Source organism: Dyella sp. RRB7 (genome assembly GCF_022761115.1).
GTDB lineage: Bacteria > Pseudomonadota > Gammaproteobacteria > Xanthomonadales > Rhodanobacteraceae > Dyella.
Window position 1 is genome coordinate 763517 of the sequence record NZ_JAKWJS010000001.1, and the last position, 19355, is coordinate 782871.

The window sequence follows — 19355 nt, forward strand, 5'->3', positions numbered from 1 at the left end:
CGGATGTCCAAAAGAACTAGCGCTTCGCCTTGACGGCGCCGCCCTGCCCCTTCGTCTTGTCCTCGTATTTCATATATGTCGACTGCTCGACCACGTGACGGAACCGGGCCAGCAGACTCGCCTTCTGCGGATCATCGTGGGCAAGCGTCATGGACCAGCTCAGGCGGATGCCCGTGGCCAGGCCGGGATCGCAAAACGCGACGACATCGTCCTTGTGGTCGGAACCTTCGTACTGCACGCCGCGACAGGTCATGGCCTTGTTGTCGAGCACAAACTCGGCGGCCTTCCCGGCGGGATCGCGATCGAGGTAATGATGGCGATCGTCCTGCACTTCGGCTTCCAGCGACGACAGTTTGGACGGCCAAACGTTGAGCACCATCACGCGCTCGGGTTCACCGGTCCACTCGCCCTTGTACAGCACCAGGTTCACGCCGATGGCCTTGGCATACACGCAGCAGTCCTGGGTCCAGCCATCCGGCAAATCGGTGAGGATCGCCCAGCCGGGAACCTCGCGGTCCGCCTTGCCGTAAACCATCACGCCGCGCCCCTGGCTGTCTTCCCCGGCATGCACGCCAAGCGCCAGCAACAGCAAGCAAAGAGCGGCCAGATATTTCACTACGGTTTCCATCGGTAACCCACGCCATGCACCGTCTCGATGGCGTCGAACTCCGGCGCCACGGCGATGAATTTTTTGCGGATGCGCTTGATGTGCGAGGTGATGGTGGCGTCGTCCACCACCAGTTCGGCCTCGCGCATCAGCTGGTCGCGATTCTTCACGTGGCCGGGGAAGCGCACCAGCGTATGCACCATCCAGAACTCGGTCACGGTGAGCGGAATCTCCTCGCCGTTCCAGCTGATGCGCATGCGCTCGGATTCGAGCTTGAGCGGACCGTGCTCGATCACCGTCTCGTTGCTGGCGGGCACCTTCAGCGACTCGATGCGGCGGAACAGCGCCGCAATGCGCGCCGCCAGCTGGTGCAGGCTGGTGTCCTTGCTGAGGTAGTCGTCCGCGCCCAGGCGCAGGCCGGAGATCACGTCGAAATCCGAATCACGCGCGGTGAGGAAGATGATCGGCAGCGTGGCCGACTTGGCGCGCAGCTCGCGGCACAGGTCAAAGCCGCCTTCGGGCTCGTCGCCCAGGCCGATGTCGATGATGACCAGCTCCGGCAGCCGCATGGCGAATGCGCTGGAGGCCTCCTGCCGCGAGCCGTAGCCGCGCGTCTCGTAGCCGAAGCGGGTCAGCGCCTCGACATAGTTGGCGCGGATCAACGGCTCGTCCTCGACGATGGCGATACTGCGGCCCATGGCTTACTCCGTTTTGGCAATGGCGCGCAGCGTGAAGCGTGGGCCGCCCGTGCGCAAGCCATGGCCGCGCGTTGCCCGCGTTTCGCCCTTTGCGGCCGGCGTGGCGCCACAGCTTGGCGGCCGGCCCGGCGATCTTGCCTGTCAGGCCAACGCCCGATCTTGCCCGCGTTTTGCCATTTTCGGGTCTCGGGGGGCGCCGCCCCGGCTGGCCGAATGGCACCCGTCTACCGAAGGAGTCACCCATGCGTCCCACCGGCCAACCACCCGTCGATCCCAATGCCGAGCTGCATAGCTTTGAGCCGCTGCGGGTGGTGCTTGCGCTGGGCGCGCTGGTGCTCGGCCTGGTCATGAGCTTGCACTGAGCCGGTTTCTCATGCCTGGCGATACCGTGCTGAACGATCGTTTCCGGTCACCCGCCGTGGAAGGCATGGAGGTGGCTGGTGCGCACGGATGCGCGCCAGCCACCGGGGCTGATGAAGCCAGCCCGGATCGGCAGCCGCTGTAAGTTTCTCGTCCAACCCTGTGGGCACGTTCCTTCCCCGCTACGGCGGGGATTTTTTTGGCGCGCCTGATTGAACTTGCGTGCCGCCCCGGGGGATCGCTCGAACGGGGAACCAAATCGACAAAGGCCGGTCCTAGTACCCGGTGGTCGCGAATGCTTGCCGTGGATTCGAGGCTGCCGGTGCTCTCCTCACACGTCGTTCCGACGAATTTCTCCCGGCGCGGATTGCGCCGGGATTTTTCTATCCGGCCTCGGTATCCGCGCCGTATCAGGCGCCCACGGCGGCCAGGTTCTGGCGCATCGCCTCGATCACGGCCCGGTAATCGGGCGCGTTGAAGATGGCCGAGCCGGCCACGAAGGTATCGGCCCCCGCAGCGGCGATCTCGCCGATATTGGCTGCCGTGACACCGCCGTCGATCTCCAGCCGGATGGCGCGCCCACTTTCATCGATGCGGCGACGCACTTCACGCAGCTTGTCCAGCGCCGAGGGGATGAACTTCTGCCCGCCAAAGCCCGGATTGACCGACATCAGCAGGATCAGGTCGAGCTTGTCCATCACGTAGTCCAGCCAGCTCAGCGAGGTGGCCGGGTTGAACACCAGGCCGACCTGGCAACCGGAATCCTTGATCAGGCCGATGGTGCGATCCACATGCTCGCTCGCCTCCGGGTGGAAGCTGATCACGCTGGCGCCGGCCTTGGCGAAGTCCGGCACGATGCGATCCACCGGCTTGACCATCAGGTGCACGTCGATCGGCGCGGTGATGCCGTAATCGCGCAACGCCTTGAGCACCATCGGGCCCATGGTGAGATTGGGCACGTAATGGTTGTCCATCACGTCGAAATGCACCCAGTCCGCCCCGGCGGCCAGCGCCGTGGCGGTGTCCTCGCCCAGCCGGGCGAAATCGGCGGAGAGGATCGACGGGGCGATGACGTTCGATTGCTTGCTCATGATTCGGTTTCCTGGGCGAGCGCCATAAGGTGCGCGACCTGAGGGGTTGGATGGTGGCTGCGGTCGCGCACAGGGTGCGCTCCTACAAATCACCGCAAAGTCTATTTGAAGCCGCGCTCGGCCTTGATCCGCTCGTAGGCCGCGTTGATCTCGCTGGCGCGCGCCTCAGCCTGCTTGCGCATGGCTTCGGGCAGGTCGCCGAGGCGGTCCGGATGGTGTTCGGAGATGAGCTTGCGATAGGCGCGCTTGATCGCCCGGTCGTCCGCGCTGCGCGAGATGCCCAGCACGGTATAGGGGTCGGGGCCCTGGGTATTGCGCTGGGGCGGCACATAACCGCCGTTGCCATAGCCGTAGCCGCCATGGCCGCGCGAGCCGCCGGTGGCGTTCCAGGCATAACCCTTCATGGCCATCAGCGCCATCAGCTCCATGTCGCTCACACGCAGCGCGAACGCCAGCTGGCGCAGGATCGCCATCTTCTCCGGCGGCGGGTTGCCCTCGGCCAGCACGGTTTCGATCACCACGTCGAGCACGGGGAAGGCATGGTCGCGGCGCAGGCCCACCCAGCGGCGCAGCTCCTCGATGGCCGGGGTGACGTCGAACTCCGGCTGCTTGCCAGCATTGAAGGCGGTGATGGCCAGCTTGCGCTGCTCGTGTTCCAGGCCCATGCGCTGCATCAGGCGCTCGGCCACCGCGATCTCCGCCTCCGACACGCGGCCATCGGACTTGGCCACCGCGCCCAGCAAGGCGAACAGCGGGCTGATATAGCCGCCGGCCTGGGGCGTGACGCGCCGACGCTGGCCCTGGCGCAGGCTGTCGATGATGAAACCGGTGATGCCGCCCACCACGGCGCCGGGCAGGCCGTGGCCGAAGATCAGGCCGAACAGGGCGAACCAGAGGGTCCAGGTGAAGGTCATGGCTTGCCTTGTTGGAGTGGTGTCTGCGCGCTGTACCAGCGTGCCAGTTCATCGAGATCGGCGTCGCTCACCGGGCCGATCGCGGCCCGCATCAGCGGCACGTTGCGGCGGCCGTCGCGGTATTGCTGGAGGGCCTGGCGCAGGTAGTCAAGCTGCTGGCCGGCCAGGTTGGGCGCACCGGGAATCTGGGCCATGCCGGTTTCGCCATGGCAGGCCGCGCACAGGCCCAGCCGCGCCGGCCTGGCCGGCGCCGCCGCCGGGGCCGGGCCGATGGCGGCCACGGCCAGCGTACTGGCGAGAACGATGCGGGACAGCTGGACCATGGGGATAAACCCGGGGCTCAAAAAGCGCCGATTCTAGCAGCCGGCGAGGCGCCGGCCCGATGGCGACACGCCGCGGCCACACCTCCCGCACAGGCGCCACCCGCTACAATGCGCGGCTTGATCGCCGGTGCGGCTTGAGCGCCGGTATGCATGCCTGCCGTTCTGGACACCCCAGGCCGGCCATCCAGGAGCGAACGAACGTGCCCACCACCCTGCTGCAATCGAACCTGCCCGGCCTGGAGCTGATCCATCGCGGCAAAGTGCGTGACGTGTATGCCCTGCCGGAAAACCGCCTGCTGATCGTCGCCAGCGACCGCCTGTCGGCCTTCGACGTGGTGCTGCCCGACCCGATTCCAGGCAAGGGCGAGATGCTCACGCAGATCTCCAATTTCTGGTTCGGCAAGACCGAGCACCTGGTGCCCAACCACCTGCTGCACACACCGCTGAGCGATGTGCTGCCCGCCGGCACCGACCTGAAGCTGTATGAGAAGCGCGCCGTGGTGACCCGCCGCCTGAAGCCGGTGCCGGTGGAGGCGATTGCGCGCGGCTACCTCATCGGCTCCGGCTGGAAGGACTACCAGGCCACCGGCTCGCTGTGCGGCATCAAGCTGCCCGCCGGGCTGCAGCAGGCCCAGCAGTTGCCCGAACCCATCTTCACCCCGTCGACCAAGGCCGCCGTGGGCGACCACGACGAGAACGTGAGCTTCGACGCCGTGGTGGCCGCCGTGGGCGCCGACCTGGCCGAGCAGGTACGCGCGGCCACGTTGTCCATCTATAAGTGGGCCGCCGCCTATGCCGCCGAGCGCGGCATCATCATTGCCGATACCAAGTTCGAGTTCGGCACGGACGAAAACGGCAAGCTCTACGTGATGGATGAAATGCTCACGCCCGACTCCTCGCGTTTCTGGCCGGCCGCCTCGTACCAGGTGGGCATCAGCCCGCCGAGCTACGACAAGCAGTTCGTGCGCGACTACCTGGAAACGCTGGACTGGAACAAGCAGGCGCCGGGCCCGCACGTGCCCGCGAATGTCATCGCCGGTACCTCGGCCAAGTACGCCGAGGCGCTGCAGCGCCTGGCCGGCATCACACTCGACTGATGGGCGACATGCAGCGTTGGCTGGATAGCTACAGCGCCGATCACCAGCACCCGACCAATCGCATCCTGCACTGGATCTGCGTGCCGCTGATCGTGTGGTGCGTGATCGCGCTGGTGTGGACGGTCCCGGTACCGCCATTGCTGGGCCGGCAAGGGTTCTGGGCCGTCGGCATGCTGGTGCTGGCTTTTGCCTGGTACTGGAAACATTCGCATCGCCTCGGCGCGGCGCTGTTGCTAGCCATGGCGGCGCTGGCGCTGCTCACCGAACTGCTCTACCGCCAGCTCGGGCCGACATTACTGCGCGTGTTGGCCGCCGGCGTGTTCGTGGTGGCGTGGATCGGCCAGTTCATCGGCCACGCCATCGAAGGCCGGCGCCCGAGCTTTCTCACTGACCTGGCCTACCTGCTGGTCGGCCCGGCATGGCTGATGGACAAGCTGCTGCGCCGCGCCGGTATCTGACGCCCGCCGATCGTCATTCCGAGGATCCCGCATGACCACCCTGCTTACCCTGCTCAGCACGCTGCTCTGGTGGGTGCTCTACAGCAGCATCGGCGCATTGTTCTTCGCCATCATCGCGTGGTCGGTGCTGCGCTGGATCGAGCGCTGCCCGGTAGTGTTCAACCGCACCTACCTGGCCTGCCTGGTATGGAGCCTGGTCAGCCTGCTGATCATCACCGGCGTGGCCATGCATGAAGGGCACCTGCGGCCACCGTTTGCGCCGCTGCTCAATTCCACCCTGCTGCGCAGTGCGCTGGTGGTGGATATGGTGATCGGCGCGGTGCTGCTGTGGCGGCTTATTCCGCGCATCGACGCACACCGTATCCGCCCCACCAGCGCGTGCATGGCGGTGGCGGCGATCATGGCGGTGAGCGTGGGGATCGCGACCAGTTTGGCGGGCTAGGTCTGGCCTTCTTTCTCCGGAGGGGAGGGCATCGAAGTGAGGGCAGGTGCTTGCGTAAAGGCACCAAGGGACCTCGCTTGAAGCAGCCTTATCGCTAGACCGGCCCCTCACCCTACCCTCTCCCCGAAGGGGAGAGGGAACCATATCAATCAATACCCCGTCTTGCGATTCGCCTCGCGCACCGCGTCCACGAAGTGCGTAAACGGCCGGTCGGTGATCGCCACCAGGCCGATATGTGCGTTCTCGCCGTCCTGCAGGCGGCCGGTGACCGGCTGGTCCACGTACTGGAACCAGTGCGCGCCCACGATGGACGGGTCGGCCACGGCCGCCGCGATATAGCGCGCATAGGCGTCGCCGCGCTGCTGCTCGGTCCACACCGGCACCACGCCCTTGCCGAACGGGCCGCGGTCGTCGGAACCGAAGTGGAATTCGGTGATCAGCGCCGGCTTGTCCAGCTTGGCGAACGCCGCCGCGTCAAAGGCGTGCTCGGGCACATCCGCATAGGCGTTGAAGCTCACCACATCGCAATACTGCGCGCATGAGGCCACCGCCTCGGGCGTGTGCACCGCAAAGCGGCCGCCGAGGAACAGGTGATGCGGATCGTGCTTGTGGATCGCCTGCGCCACGGTGCGGAAGTACTGGTCGGCATACTCGCGCAGCCAGGCGCTGTAGTCGTCGGCAATCGCCGGATGGGCCTCATCCGGATTGGGCGCCGCGAAGTTGGTGGCGTTCAACGCATCCCACGAGTCCAGCGTGATGCCCCAGGCTGCCGCGAGCTTCGCCGGCGTGGCGTACTTCTTCTTCAGCTCGCCAATGAAGGCCTGCTTGGCCGGACTGCGCGCCTCGCCGCGCAGCGTGCCCTGCGCGAGGCCCCAACGGCCCTGCGGACCCTGGCCGGCCCAGGCCAGCTCGTTGTCGGCGAAGTAGCCGAGCATCCAGGGATCGTCACGCACGTCCTTGCTCGCCTGTGCGGCGGCGGCCTCGGCGGCCTGGGCGAAGCGCGGATCGAACGGATCGGGCATGCGGCCCCAGTAGTCGTAGCCGCTGGAGACATTGCCGAACACGCCGGCGATGTTGATCGAGCGCGTATAGGCCAGGTGATGCGTCTGCGTCAGCGCCTCGTCGCTCCAGTTGCCCAGCGTGTTGAAGCCCCAGTCCAGCAGCCGCTCGACGGTGCGCGCACGCCAGGCCTGGCGCCAATGGCGCCCATCGGCCAGGAACAGGTTGGCCGAGTAATAGTCGAACCAGCGCCCATGGTGATAGCCGATGCCGCTCGACGCCGCCTGGTCGCTGATGGACTTGGGGGCGCTGCCATAGAACGGGGCCCAGCGCCCGCTGTCGGGCGGCAGGTCCTTGAACATGAATTCGCGGCCTTCGATATAGGTGCGGCCGCCGTCGTCGTCGACCACGTTGACGCCCAGCGAGAAGAAGGCATGGCCCTCGGGCGTCACCAACTGCCAGCGTCCGTCGCGATGCTCGGTGCGGAACCAGCCGGTGGACTTGAATGCCGCCAGGTCCGTGCGGCCGCCGTAGCGGTCAAAGCCCTTGCGGGCGACCGGCGCGGCCGCGGCGGCGCCTTGCTGGAACTTGTGCCGCCCGCCGCGCAGCGCGTCATCCGAATCGACCTTGCCGGGCCACTGGCCGCGCGTGTACTGGCCCCAGGCGTCGACGATGCCGGTATAGGCATCACGCAGGTCATGGTCGCCACGCGACGTGTTGAGCTTGCCGAACAGCAGGGTCTGCGGCGCGCTCGGCGCGGGCGTACCGAGTCGCACCGCCTTCACATGGGCGAGATCGAGCGACCCTTCCACCGTGGTCGCCAGCAGGATGCGCTTGCCGCCCTGCATATAAGGCATGGGTGGACCCGCCTGCATGCCCATCGCCCGGGGCGAGGTCGCATGCAGGGGCACTACCAGCGTGGATGGCGGACCCGCCGGCACCGGGATGGTGGCATGCAGGTGCTGCCCTTCCCCGCTGCCGTCGACATCCACCGTCAGCGTCACTGCCCACGGCATGGCGTTCTGCATGTCCACATGCAGCGCACCTTCCTTGGACCAGTCCCATTCGCCCTGGCTCAGCGCCACCACCAGCTGCGGTTGCGGCGACGGTTGGAATACATAGCGCTCCAGCGACATGTCTTCGACAGTGACCGGCGCGCCCTCGCGCGTCACATGATCGAGCGTGGTCTGCGTGGTGGGCGCCGTGCCATGGCTGGCGGTCGCCGGCGGTGTCGCGGCGGCCCGGCTGAGGTCAGCGCGGTCGGTGTCGCTGGCCTTGTGGCAACCCGCGAGGGCGAGCAGGCAGGACAGGGCAAGAGGAGCGATCCGTTTCATCGTCGGCCCGACACGTGGAAATGGCGGCAGTATGCCTGTCTCGACTGAAGGCCACCTTGCTGCCCGGCGCCGGCATGCCGGCGCAAATTCATGCCGCCCTCCGCTGCCAGGCCCGCCACGCGTAATACACCGGTACTCCGACCAGGATCAACAGCAGGCTCATGCCGGCATCGCCGGGCGAATGAATGGTGGTGGCGATGATGACGCCGAATACGGTGAACACGAACAGCAGCGGCAGCAGCGGATAGAACGGCACGCGATACGGCGACGGCTCGTTCCTGAAACGGCGCCGGTACCAGAACAGCGTGGCGATGCCGAACGCATGCGATAGCCACTCGCCAACCGTGGTGTAGTCCAGCAACTGGCCAAAACTCCCCGACAACACCAGCACGATGGCCCAGGCACCCAGCACGGCCAGCGCCACCTGCGGCGCGTGCGAGCGCGCATCGATGCGCCCCACCGCGCGGAAGAACATGCCATCCGCGCCCATGGTCTGCAGCACGCGGGCGCCGCCGGCAATGGCGATGCTGCAATAGCCGAAGGTGGAACAGGCGATGCCCACCGCGATCAGCGTGGCGCCATGCTCACCGAACAGCTTGCGCATCAGGTCCGCGGCGGGCGCCTGGCTGGCGGCCAGCCCCGCATGCCCCAGCCCGGCCAGGTAGGCGAAGTTGACCAGCACATAGCAGACCACCACGCCGCCCAGGCCCAGTCCCAGCGCGCGCGGCAGGGTTTTCTGCGGCTCGCGCACTTCGCCGGCCAGGTCGTTGAGGTAATGGAAGCCGCCGTAGGTGAACAGCACCGGCAGCAACGCCCCCAGGAACGCCCCCGGCGGCACCGGATGCGCCGTATCCGGCGCCAGCACCGTGCCCAGCTGCCCATGCGCCAGCACCACACCGACGATCACCAGCAAGGTGATCGCGGTGAGCTTGAGCAGGGTGAACAGGTTCTGCATGCGCGCGCCGGCCTTGATGCCGAAGAAGTTCACGCCCACGATGAAAGCGATGGCACCGGCCGCCACCGGCTTCACCCACGACAGCGGGATGCCGAGCGCCGCGCAGAAATAATCCGCGAACGTGGTGGCCACCGCCGCCACGCTGCCCGGGTAATTGATCAGCGCCATGGTCCAGCCGAACAGGAACGCCGGCAGCTGCCCAAAGGCCTCGCGCAGATAGATATACACGCCGCCCGCCTGCGGCCGCCGCGCACCCAGCTCCGCATAACAGAGCACCCCCGCCAGCGTGAGCAGGCCGCCCACCGCCCACAGGGTCAACAGCTGCGCACCCGACGAGGTGCGTTCGGCCACGGTGGAGGCGCTGCGGAAAATGCCGGCGCCAATCACGCCGCCAATCACAATGGCAGCGGCATCCCAGGTACCCAGGCGGCGCAGATACGCGGGAGAGGTCTCGTCAGTCATGGGGCGGCACGGCATCCTTCGCGGCGGGTATGAAGGATGGACGATAGCGCGAGTGAGCCATCCACTTCGACCTGACCCTGCGCGTAAACGTGGTTACCCGACACGCGCCGGGGGTTTTCGTGCTTGACTGTATGGCCTCTTCCGCCGCCATGCCTCCAGTGCCCGCCACTCCCCGCAAGATCATCCACGTCGACATGGATGCGTTCTACGCGTCGGTGGAGCAGCGTGACGATCCCTCGCTGCGCGGCAAGCCGGTGGTGGTGGCGTGGCGCGGCGCGCGCTCGGTGGTGTGCGCGGCCAGCTATGAGGCGCGCACGTTCGGCGTGCGCTCGGCGATGCCCGCGGTGCGCGCGGAGCGGTTGTGCCCGCAGGCGATCTTCGTGCCGCCGGATTTTGGTCGCTACAAGGCCGTATCGCGGCAGGTGCGCGAGATCTTCGCGCGGCATACCGACCTGATCGAGCCCTTGTCGCTGGACGAGGCCTACCTCGACGTCACCACCACCCATACCGGCCTGCCCTCCGCCACCGCCACCGCCGAGGCCATTCGTGCGGCGATCCGCGAGGAAACGCAGCTCACCGCTTCCGCTGGCGTGGCACCCAACAAGTTCCTGGCCAAGATCGCCTCGGACTGGCGCAAGCCCGATGGGCTGTTCGTCATCCGGCCGCATCAGGTCGAGGCGTTTCTCGCACCGCTTCCGGTAGGGCGCCTGCCCGGCGTGGGCAAGGTGATGGAAGCCAGGCTGGCCGAGCTTGGCCTGCGCACCGTAGGCGACCTTCGCCGCGTTGCCGCGCACGAGCTTGAACGCTCATTCGGTCGCTGGGGCCGGCGCCTGCACGAGCTCTCACTGGGCATCGACGACCATCCGGTGCAGCCGGATCGGCCCACCCTGCAGGTGTCTGCCGAGGACACGTTCGAGCACGACCTGACCCTGCAGGAACTTGCGCCCTCTATCCATCGCCTTGCCGAAAAAGCCTGGGCCGCACACCAGCGCGAGGCGCAAGGAATCGCCGCCCGGGTGGCCCGTACGGTGGTATTGAAGCTGAAAACGTCGGACTTTCACACGCTCACGCGTAGTTTCACCCCTCCCTCCCGACCGGAATCCGCGCTCGAACTGGCGCACATCGCATGCGCCCTGCGGGACCGTGTGGAAAGGCCCGCCGACAGCCGCTATCGCTTGGTAGGCGTGGGTTTGGCCGGTTTTGTGGACGCCGACAGCTTCGCCGCGCAGAGCGATCTTTTCGGCGCACGATCCTTCGATTGAATGAACTGGCACGCTGCGTACCAAAAGATTTGTTAAATGGGCCTTTACTCGCCCGCGATTTCCTGAAACATTTGGGTCGGGGAAAACACGGCAACACCCCTCCCTATAGACGTCTAGGCGCCTATAGCGGGGTCCCTTTGCCAATCAATTGGGGAGACACCATGCAGTCCAACTACAATCGCCTATCCATAGCGGTACGTTTGGCCCTCTCCGTCGGCATCGCATCGACGGCGGCAGTGGCGCAAGCCCAGGATGCAAGTGGGAAGGATCCCTCGACGACGTCCGGCCCTCAGGCCCAGACACAGAGCCAGCCCACTACCGAGCAGCCCAAGCAGGGCAACGCCAAGACGTTGACCGCCGTGACGGTCACCGGTTCGCTGATTCGCCGCGTGGATGCGGAAACCGCCAGCCCGGTCGTCACGCTGGACCGCAGCGCGATCACCAACAACGGCAGTCCCACCCTGGGCAACGTGCTGCAACAGCTGCCCAGCATCGCGGGCAACGCCACCAACACCCAGAACAACAGCAACGGCGGCGGCGTAGCCAGCCCCACGCTGGAAGGTGGCGACGGCGCGGCACGCGTCTCGCTGCGCGGTCTCGGCACCAGCCGCACCCTGGTGCTGGTGGACGGCCAACGCCTGGCCAACGCCGACCTCAACATGATTCCGCAGAACATGATCGAGCGCGTCGATGTGCTGGCCGAAGGCGCCTCGACGGTGTACGGCTCGGACGCCATCGGCGGCGTGGTCAACTTCATCCTGCGCAAGGACTATACCGGCGCCGAACTCACCGCCAACGACGGCATCTCCAGCCACGGCGACGGCCAGCGCCACGGCGCGCAGTTCACCGTGGGCGCCAGCGGCGACCAGGGCAACATCGTCGCCGGCATCGACTACAACAAGCAGGACCCGGTACTCGCCACGCGCCGGAGTTTCTCCGCGTACCAGCTGTCGCTGTACAGTTCCGGCCCGCAGATTTCGGGCTCGCACACCATTCCGAGCGGGCGCCTGCAGGTACCTGCGGGCAACCTGCCGGCCGGCTCACCGCTCGCCAGCTGCGCAGATAGCAGCGGCGTCGCCAACCTCACCCTGGCCAACGGCAACGGCAGCAGCCTCAACAACTACCGCTGCTTCAACGGCGCCAGCGACGTCTACAACTACAACGCCTACAACTACATCCAGACCCAGAGCGAACGCACCAACGTGTTCGTGCTGGGCAACTACAAGTTCAACGACTACGTCACGTTCTTCGCCGACGCCTTCTACAACCATACCAACTCGTCGGGCCAGGATGCCCCGGCGCCGACCAGCGTGAGCGATGGCTGGACCGTAGCGGCCAACAATCCGATCAACCCGTTCGGCGTCACCTTCGGCAACCCGAACAACGGCGGCAATTTCTTCAGCACGCGCCTGACCGGCCTGGGCAATCGCCTGCATACCTACACCACCACCAACGAGCAGATCAATACGGGCCTGCGCGGCAACTTCGGCCAGAGCACGTGGATCTGGGATGCCAGCATCGACTACGGTCACTCGCATCGCGTGCAGACCGACTACAACGAAGTCAACATCCCCGACTTCCAGGCCGCCATCAACGCCGGCGCCAATATCTTCGACCAGGCCGATCCGGCGGTGAGCGCCCTGCTACGAAAGGGCGTGGATAATCCCATCTACACCATGACCAACACCATGAAGCAGGCGCAGGCCAACGCTTCGGGTGAGCTGTGGGATCTGCCGGCGGGCGCGGTGCAGCTGTCTGCGGGCGCGCTCTACCGCAAGAACACGATGAACTACGACGTCACCGCCGACGCGATCCTGGATCCGACCACCGGCACGTGTACGGTGCTGCAGGAAGCCTGCGGCTCGCCGGCCAGCGGCAGCATCAACGTGAAGGAACTGTACGCCGAGACGCTGATTCCGCTGCTTTCCGAACAGCCCTGGGCCTACGCGCTGAACATCGACCTGGGTGTGCGCAGCTCCAACTACAGCACCACGGGCACCACCACCAATGGCAAGTTCGCCATCGAATACCGCCCCATCGCCGACCTGCTGATACGCGGCACGGTATCGCAGGTGTTCCGCGCGCCCGACCTCGACGAGCTGTACGACGGCCGCACCATCGCCAACCCGACCATCAACGATCCCTGCGTCAACCTGCCCGCCGCCACGCTGGCCGCCCATCCGAATGCATGTCAGTACGTGCTGCCGGGCACCAACAACAACCTGTCGCAGCAGATCACCGCCTACTACTCGGGCGCGGCACCCGCCGGCGCCAGCCTGAAGCCCGAACACGGCAACTCGTTCGACTTCGGCCTGGTCTATTCGCCGGGCTGGCTGGAGGGCGCGTCGACCACGGTCGACCTGTGGCGTGTCACCTTGAGCAACCTGTTGACGGCCATCCAGGCCCAGACCGTGCTCAACTCGTGCTACGCCAACGACAGCAGCCCATACTGCTCGTACATCAACCGCTACAACAGCAGCAGCTCGCTGGCCGGTGGCATCAACTACGTCAACACGCCGGTCGTCAATTTGGGCAACCTGAGCACCAGCGGCGTCGACTTCACGCTGAACTACGTGATTCCGCACTTCGATATCGGCGGTGTGGATCCGGGCCACTTCAAGACGTCGTTGAACACCACGTACATCGATACGTACAAGAACGACGCCACGCCAGGCCAGCCGGGCGCGACGACCGTCAACTATGCGGGCACCTACACCCAGCAGTTCGGCAACATCAGCCGCTGGCGCGGAACCTGGACGCTTAACTGGAACCTGGGCAACTGGAGCGCCCAGTGGCAGACGCGCTATATCAACCACCTGTCCAACCTGACCGCCTACGCCGATACCGGTGCGTCCGTGTCCACCCCGATGGGCGGCGTGGCCTATCACTCGATCCAGGCCGGTTATGAGGTTCCGAAGTACCACACCCGCCTCGATATCGGCGTCGACAACCTGAGCGACAAGATCCCGCCGCTGGTGTACCAGAACGGTCTGAACTACAACGTCGACACGGCAACGTACGACACCCTGGGCCGCTACTACTGGGCCCGCGTCACCGTGAAGTTCTGATCGACCGCACGAAGGTGGCCGCAACCGCGAGGTTGCGGCCACCCGCTGCTAAGATCCAACGATGAGCGAACCTGTTTCCCCCTCATCGCAGCAGCTGCTTGCAAACATGCTCGCTGCCTACAACCACGGCGACATGTCACGCGTGCTGGCCCTCGGCGAATCCATCGCCGACCTCGATACCGCTGACGACACCGCGTTGCTGTTGCTCGGCTTTGCGCAGCAGTCCGCAGCTCGCGGCACAGAAGCCGTCGCCACCTTCCGTCGATTGACGGCACGCCGGCCCGACGTTTCCGAATACTGGAACAACCTTGGCATCGTGGCCCGCCAGGCCGGCGATGCAGGCACGGCCGAACAGGCCATGCTCAAGGCCGTGAGCCTCGCCCCCGAACAGGCGGAGGTCCACTACAACCTGGGCCTGCTGTACGCGCAGCAGGAACGCTGGTTGCTCGCACGTGAAGCCCTGCTGCAGGCAGTGAGCCTTGCACCGGATTTTGTCGAGGCACGCCTGCAGGCGGCGTATGCCTGTCACTTTTGCGGCGACACCCGGGGCGCCGAAGTCGCCCTTGAAGGCGCCGCCGACTGGCCGCCACAACCGGCCGACCAGGCATTGATCCTCGCCACCATACTGTCGAGCCTCGGCCACCAGGCGACTGCGTTTCACTCGCTCGATCAGGCCATCCTGCCCGAGGGACCACAGCGGCCATTGGTGCAGTCGCGCATCGCGGCCTTGCGCGCCTCACTGTACGAGCGCAACAACCAGATCGAATACGCCAGGGCGGAGCTGTCGGCGCTGCCCTTGGAACGGCTGCAGTCACTGCCGCCCACCGAACAAACGCTGCGCCAGGCAGGCCTGCAGGTACACGCAAGCTTGGCTGCGCGTCTTGGCGAGCTGGACCAGGCGGCGGCGATCTATCAGCAGCTGCTGGACGAAGGCCATGACGCCCAGGTGCTGGCCAATGCCGCCTTCAGCCTTGCCGCGGCCAGAGACAAGCAGCGACGCCACGATGAAGCCTGGCAGGCACTGCAGATCGCGCATGCCAAGCAACTGGCCTTTGCGGCGGACTTCGTGCCCGAGCTGCTGGCCGAAGGCAGCCAGCCGCTCGATATGGTGACCCAGCAAGTGAGCCGCATCGAGTTTGATCGGTGGACGCCGCGGCAAGCGCCGAGCAGCCAGGAAAGCCCGGTGTTTGTCGTGGGCTTCCCGCGCTCGGGAACCACCCTCCTGGAACAAATGCTCGATGCCCATCCCGACTTTCGCTCCATGGATGAGCGCGCCTTTGTCTACGAGCTGATCAAGCGCATGCAGCTGACCGGGCAGGTCTATCCGGCCGATCTGGCACACCTGACACAGCACAACGTGGATCAGCTTCGCGACATTTATGCCGACATGGTTCGGCGCGTGGCGCCCGACCTTGGCCAGCGCCGACTGGTCGACAAGAACCCGCTCAACATGTTGTGCCTGCCGATGATCGCGCGGCTGTTTCCGGAGGCACGCATCATCCTGTGCCTGCGGCATCCGTGCGACGTGCTGCTGAGCTGCTTCATGCAACCGTTCCGCTCACCCGCCTTCATGGTGCTGTGTTCGTCGCTGGAACGCCTGGCCCGAGGCTACGTCGATGCCTTCGAACATTGGTACCGGCACGTGGAAATATTCGCGCCCCGCGTGCTGGAATGGCGCTACGAATCGGTGGTGGCGCGATTCGACGAACACGTGACGCGCCTGGGGCAGTTCCTGCAAGTGAGCGACGCATCGCCGATGGCGCAATTTGCGGAGCACGCGCGCAACAAGGGTTTTATCAGCACGCCCAGCTATGCGCAGGTAACCCAGAACATTCATGGCAAGGCGGTGAATCGATGGCATGCCTATCGTGAGAAGTTCGAGCCGGTACTGCCGATCTTGCAGCCGATGATGGAACGCCTGGGCTATAGCGACTGACGCTGTCGCGCCCTTCGCTGGCGCACGTCCGCGAACCATATCCACGCCGTGCGCATTGCGTTGCGACGTGAACGCATCATCACGGAGCGTCGACACCACCATGCATTCCGGTGTGCTTATCCGGCCCATGGCGAATTTTTTTTCGAATCACACGAACATGTCTACGACATGACGCAGGTGCTTACGCAGTTGTTCCAATCGTGACCGAGTACTCAGTTGCAAGCACGTCATCGCTTCATCGTGTTCTATCAGGGGAAGCATCAAGGTAATCGTTGAGATCGACTGACAACTGTTCCAGTTGTCGGTTTGTGGGTGAGTTGTTGTTGGAAATCACCGACTCATGAATCGTCATGGGTCGGAACCGATGGCTATTCGCGTACTTAGGGAGAATTTCAATGCGAGCAAAACTGACGTTGGCACTTGTCGCCGGCCTTGTCGGCGCCACCGCGCTACCTGCTGTTTGTGCTGCCCAGTCCAACCATGTTTCCGCCCAGGCTCCAAGCGAGCTCGTCAGCCCGCTGGAAGCACAGGCGCGTGACAGCTGGCGTGAAGATATCGCGCATGTCGCAACGCCTTCGGAAGGTTGCTTCCAGGCCGAGTATCCCAGCGTCATCTGGCACCAGGTGGCGTGCAAGCAGGCCACCCCACGCATTCGGCCGCTGCCGCGCTGGCACACCTTCAGCAGCCCGGAAACCGCCGGCAACGGCAATGACTACACCTTGCAGACCACCTCGCTGATCACCCAGGCGGTGGGCAGCTTCCCGAGCGTGACGGGGGTGACGTCGGAAAAGGGCGTGGGCGTGGCCGCCTACGGTGGCGGCGGCATTCTCGGCGCGAACGAGTACTCGCTGCAGATCAACTCCAGCTTCGACTCCACCACTTCCGCATGCAAGAGCCACTCCGGCTGCACGATCTGGCAGCAGTTCGTGTATGCGCCGGATTACGAAGAACAAGGCGAGGCGGCCGTGTTCATGCAGTACTGGCTGATCGGTTACGGCAGCAGCCGTTGCCCCAGCGGCTTTGAGAGCGATGGCGAGGGCGACTGCTACAAGAACAGCGCCGCTGCCACCGCACCTGACGTACCGGCGACGCAATTGGCCAACGTGAAGCTGACCGGCACGGTTTCGTCCGGCGGCAACGACACGGTGGTGTTCACCAATGGCACCACGGCCTACAGCTCCAGCGGCAAGGACAGCGTGCTGTACCTGGCGCAGGTGTGGAAGGAGGCGGAGTTCAATGTGGTCGGCAATGCCGGCGGCTCCGAGGCGGAGTTCAACAGCGGCTCGTCGATCACGGTGAAGGTGGCGGTGAGCGATGGTTCCACCACTGCGCCCTCGTGCGTGGCCGACTCGGGCACCACCGGCGAGAGCAACAACCTGAACCTGGGCAGCTGCACCGCCTCGAGTGGCTCGACGCCCTCGATCCAGTTCACCGAGTCGAACTGAGAACGCCTGCCATCCAGCACATGCACAAAAAAAGCCCGGGGAAACCCGGGCTTTTTCTATTCATCTGCCGAAGCGAGGTTACTTCTTTTTCGGCAGGTACAGGTCGGTGATGGTGCCTTCATAGATTTCGGCGGCCATGCCCACCGACTCGCTCAGCGTGGGATGCGGGTGGATGGTGAGGCCGATGTCGGCCGCTTCCGCGCCCATCTCGATCGCCAACGCCACCTCGGAAATCAGATCGCCTGCGTGCGGGCCGACGATGCCGCCGCCCACCACGCGATGGGTTTCCTCATCGAACAGCAGCTTGGTGAAGCCTTCCGTGCGGTCGATGCCGATGGCGCGTCCGCTGGCGGCCCAGGGGAACTTGCCCACGCCGATCTTCAGGCCCTTTTCCTTCGCCTCGCGCTCGGTCACGCCGACCCAGGCGATTTCCGGATCGGTGTAGGCCACCGACGGAATCACGCGCGCATCGAAATGGCTCTTCAAGCCGGCCACCACTTCGGCCGCCACCTTGGCCTCGTGCGTGGCCTTGTGCGCCAGCATCGGCTGGCCCACCAGGTCGCCGATGGCGAAGATGTGCGGCACGTTGGTGCGCATCTGCGTGTCGACGTTGATGAAGCCACGATCGGTCACGGCCACGCCGGCCTTGTCGGCGCCGATCTTGTTGCCATTGGGCGAACGCCCCACTGCGACCAGCACGCGATCGAACAGCGCGGTCTCGGGAATGCTCTCGCCTTCGTAGCTGACCTCGATGCCCTTCTTGGTGGCCTTGGCATCCACCACCTTGGTCTTGAGGTGCACGCCCTTGAGCTTCTTGCCCAGGCGCTGCGCCAGTGGCTTGATCAGGTCGGCATCGGCGCCGGGAATGATCTGGTCCATGAACTCGACCACGGTCACTTCGCTGCCGAGCGCGGAATACACCGTGGCCATTTCCAGGCCGATGATGCCGCCGCCGACGACCAGCAACTTCTTCGGCACGTCCTTCAGTTCGAGCGCGCCGGTGGAATCCATGATGCGCTCGTCGTCCCACGGGAACGCCGGCAGCTTCACCGACTGCGAGCCCGCGGCGATGATGGCGTTCTCGAAGCGGATAAGCTGGGTACCTTCAGCCGTCTTCACTTCCATTTCGTTGGGCGATACGAAGGTGCCCACGCCCTGCACCGTGCGCACCTTGCGCTGCTTGGACATGCCAGCCAGGCCGCCGGTGAGCTTGCCGACCACCTTGGTCTTGAAGTCACGCAGCTTGTCGATATCGATCTTCGGCGCGCCGAAGGTCACGCCGTGGGCCGCCATGGCCTCGGCTTCGTCGATCACCGCGGCCGCGTGCAGCAGCGCCTTGGACGGGATGCAGCCCACGTTGAGGCAGACGCCACCCAGCGAGGCGTAACGCTCGACCAGCACGGTGTCCACGCCCAGATCCGCAGCGCGGAACGCCGCCGTGTAACCGCCCGGACCAGAGCCGAGCACGACGAGCTTGCAGGTGATGTCGGCCGTCCTGCCCGATGCTCCGGCTGCCTGCGGCGCCGGAGCAGCCGCCTTGGCAGGCGCGGGTGCGGGTGCCGCCGCGGCAGCCTTGGGCGCCTCGGTCTTCTCGGTGGCGGCGCCGGAGGCTTCCAGCACGGCAATCACCGCGCCCTCGGACACCTCGTCGCCCACCTTCACCTTCAACGCCTTGATGACGCCGGCGGCGCTGGAGGGAATCTCCATGGTCGCCTTGTCCGATTCGAGCGTGATCAGGCTCTGTTCCTTGGCGACCGTGTCGCCGACCTTCACCAGCACCTCGATCACCGGCACGTTGTCGTGACCGCCGATGTCGGGAACCTTGATTTCGATGGTGCTTGCCATGGGGAATCCTTGGAATTTCTTTTCGCTATGCATGGGGGCGACGCGGGGGCCGCCCCTCA

General features: G+C 65.5%; 15 protein-coding genes. 7 read left to right on the forward strand and 8 right to left on the reverse strand.

Annotation, left to right across the window (positions count from 1 at the left end):
• Positions 1-16: 16 nt before the first annotated feature.
• From MJ606_RS03540 to MJ606_RS03560, 5 genes are all read right to left on the reverse strand, one after another.
• On the reverse strand, positions 17-616 hold the full coding sequence (locus tag MJ606_RS03540; RefSeq protein ID WP_243048017.1) for a hypothetical protein: 600 nt from the start codon (positions 614-616) through the stop codon (positions 17-19).
• Positions 616-1305, reverse strand: coding sequence for a proteobacterial dedicated sortase system response regulator (pdsR, locus tag MJ606_RS03545; RefSeq protein ID WP_243048018.1), 690 nt, complete (start codon positions 1303-1305; stop codon positions 616-618). The genes MJ606_RS03540 and pdsR overlap by 1 nt, the downstream gene beginning before the upstream one ends.
• A 770-nt stretch (positions 1306-2075) precedes the next feature.
• Positions 2076-2756, reverse strand: a complete 681-nt coding sequence (gene rpe, locus MJ606_RS03550) for a ribulose-phosphate 3-epimerase (protein ID WP_243048019.1) — start codon at positions 2754-2756, stop codon at positions 2076-2078.
• A 101-nt stretch (positions 2757-2857) separates the two neighbouring features.
• Positions 2858-3670, reverse strand: a complete 813-nt coding sequence (djlA, locus tag MJ606_RS03555; RefSeq protein ID WP_243048020.1) for a co-chaperone DjlA — start codon at positions 3668-3670, stop codon at positions 2858-2860.
• Complete coding sequence (locus tag MJ606_RS03560) at positions 3667-3993, reverse strand: c-type cytochrome (protein WP_243048021.1); 327 nt, start codon at positions 3991-3993, stop codon at positions 3667-3669. The genes djlA and MJ606_RS03560 overlap by 4 nt, the downstream gene beginning before the upstream one ends.
• Before the next feature lie 200 nt (positions 3994-4193).
• Between MJ606_RS03560 and MJ606_RS03565 the strand changes: the two genes are divergently transcribed.
• From MJ606_RS03565 to MJ606_RS03575, 3 genes are read left to right on the forward strand one after another with little or no spacing between them, the layout of a single operon-like run.
• On the forward strand, positions 4194-5090 hold the full coding sequence (locus MJ606_RS03565; protein WP_243048022.1) for a phosphoribosylaminoimidazolesuccinocarboxamide synthase: 897 nt from the start codon (positions 4194-4196) through the stop codon (positions 5088-5090).
• Positions 5090-5548 (forward strand): DUF962 domain-containing protein, encoded by a 459-nt coding sequence (locus MJ606_RS03570; RefSeq protein ID WP_243048023.1) that lies wholly within the window; start codon positions 5090-5092, stop codon positions 5546-5548. Before MJ606_RS03565 ends, MJ606_RS03570 begins: the two co-directional genes overlap by 1 nt.
• 31 nt (positions 5549-5579) lie before the next feature.
• Positions 5580-5990 carry a hypothetical protein gene (locus MJ606_RS03575; RefSeq protein WP_243048024.1) on the forward strand — a complete coding sequence of 137 codons (411 nt, stop codon included), beginning with the start codon at positions 5580-5582 and terminating at the stop codon, positions 5988-5990.
• A 149-nt stretch (positions 5991-6139) separates the two neighbouring features.
• Here the strand turns inward: MJ606_RS03575 and MJ606_RS03580 are convergent, their stop codons facing one another.
• A complete protein-coding gene (locus tag MJ606_RS03580; protein WP_243048025.1) occupies positions 6140-8323 on the reverse strand; it encodes a beta-agarase in 2184 nt (727 codons plus the stop codon).
• 88 nt (positions 8324-8411) lie between these two features.
• Complete coding sequence (locus tag MJ606_RS03585; protein WP_243048026.1) at positions 8412-9740, reverse strand: amino acid permease; 1329 nt, start codon at positions 9738-9740, stop codon at positions 8412-8414.
• Positions 9741-9889: 149 nt separating this feature from the next.
• On the opposite strand from MJ606_RS03585, the gene dinB reads away from it, so the two are divergent.
• The 4 genes from dinB to MJ606_RS03605 all read left to right on the forward strand — a co-directional run bounded on the left by dinB (position 9890) and on the right by MJ606_RS03605 (position 17451).
• Positions 9890-11002 carry a DNA polymerase IV gene (gene dinB / locus MJ606_RS03590; protein ID WP_243048027.1) on the forward strand — a complete coding sequence of 371 codons (1113 nt, stop codon included), beginning with the start codon at positions 9890-9892 and terminating at the stop codon, positions 11000-11002.
• 161 nt (positions 11003-11163) lie between these two features.
• Complete coding sequence (locus MJ606_RS03595; RefSeq protein WP_243048028.1) at positions 11164-14070, forward strand: TonB-dependent receptor; 2907 nt, start codon at positions 11164-11166, stop codon at positions 14068-14070.
• Between the two features lie 61 nt (positions 14071-14131).
• Complete coding sequence (locus MJ606_RS03600; protein ID WP_243048029.1) at positions 14132-16006, forward strand: sulfotransferase family protein; 1875 nt, start codon at positions 14132-14134, stop codon at positions 16004-16006.
• A 395-nt stretch (positions 16007-16401) separates the two neighbouring features.
• The gene (locus tag MJ606_RS03605; protein WP_243048030.1) at positions 16402-17451 is read left to right on the forward strand and encodes a hypothetical protein; all 1050 of its coding nucleotides are present in this window, start codon (positions 16402-16404) and stop codon (positions 17449-17451) included.
• A 78-nt stretch (positions 17452-17529) separates the two neighbouring features.
• Here the strand turns inward: MJ606_RS03605 and lpdA are convergent, their stop codons facing one another.
• Positions 17530-19296, reverse strand: a complete 1767-nt coding sequence (gene lpdA / locus MJ606_RS03610) for a dihydrolipoyl dehydrogenase (protein ID WP_243048031.1) — start codon at positions 19294-19296, stop codon at positions 17530-17532.
• Between the last annotated feature and the right edge of the window lie 59 nt (positions 19297-19355).

Bases quoted from the DNA above. Each gene is read 5' to 3' on its own strand.
- pdsR (WP_243048018.1), bottom strand. From the start codon at position 1,305: ATGGGCCGCAGTATCGCCATCGTCGAGGACGAGCCGTTGATCCGCGCC.
- rpe (WP_243048019.1), bottom strand. From the start codon at position 2,756: ATGAGCAAGCAATCGAACGTCATCGCCCCGTCGATCCTCTCCGCCGAT.
- djlA (WP_243048020.1), bottom strand. From the start codon at position 3,670: ATGACCTTCACCTGGACCCTCTGGTTCGCCCTGTTCGGCCTGATCTTC.
- MJ606_RS03560 (WP_243048021.1), bottom strand. From the start codon at position 3,993: ATGGTCCAGCTGTCCCGCATCGTTCTCGCCAGTACGCTGGCCGTGGCC.
- MJ606_RS03570 (WP_243048023.1), top strand. From the start codon at position 5,090: ATGGGCGACATGCAGCGTTGGCTGGATAGCTACAGCGCCGATCACCAG.
- MJ606_RS03575 (WP_243048024.1), top strand. From the start codon at position 5,580: ATGACCACCCTGCTTACCCTGCTCAGCACGCTGCTCTGGTGGGTGCTC.
- MJ606_RS03580 (WP_243048025.1), bottom strand. From the start codon at position 8,323: ATGAAACGGATCGCTCCTCTTGCCCTGTCCTGCCTGCTCGCCCTCGCG.
- MJ606_RS03585 (WP_243048026.1), bottom strand. From the start codon at position 9,740: ATGACTGACGAGACCTCTCCCGCGTATCTGCGCCGCCTGGGTACCTGG.
- dinB (WP_243048027.1), top strand. From the start codon at position 9,890: ATGCCTCCAGTGCCCGCCACTCCCCGCAAGATCATCCACGTCGACATG.
- MJ606_RS03595 (WP_243048028.1), top strand. From the start codon at position 11,164: ATGCAGTCCAACTACAATCGCCTATCCATAGCGGTACGTTTGGCCCTC.
- MJ606_RS03600 (WP_243048029.1), top strand. From the start codon at position 14,132: ATGAGCGAACCTGTTTCCCCCTCATCGCAGCAGCTGCTTGCAAACATG.
- MJ606_RS03605 (WP_243048030.1), top strand. From the start codon at position 16,402: ATGCGAGCAAAACTGACGTTGGCACTTGTCGCCGGCCTTGTCGGCGCC.
- lpdA (WP_243048031.1), bottom strand. From the start codon at position 19,296: ATGGCAAGCACCATCGAAATCAAGGTTCCCGACATCGGCGGTCACGAC.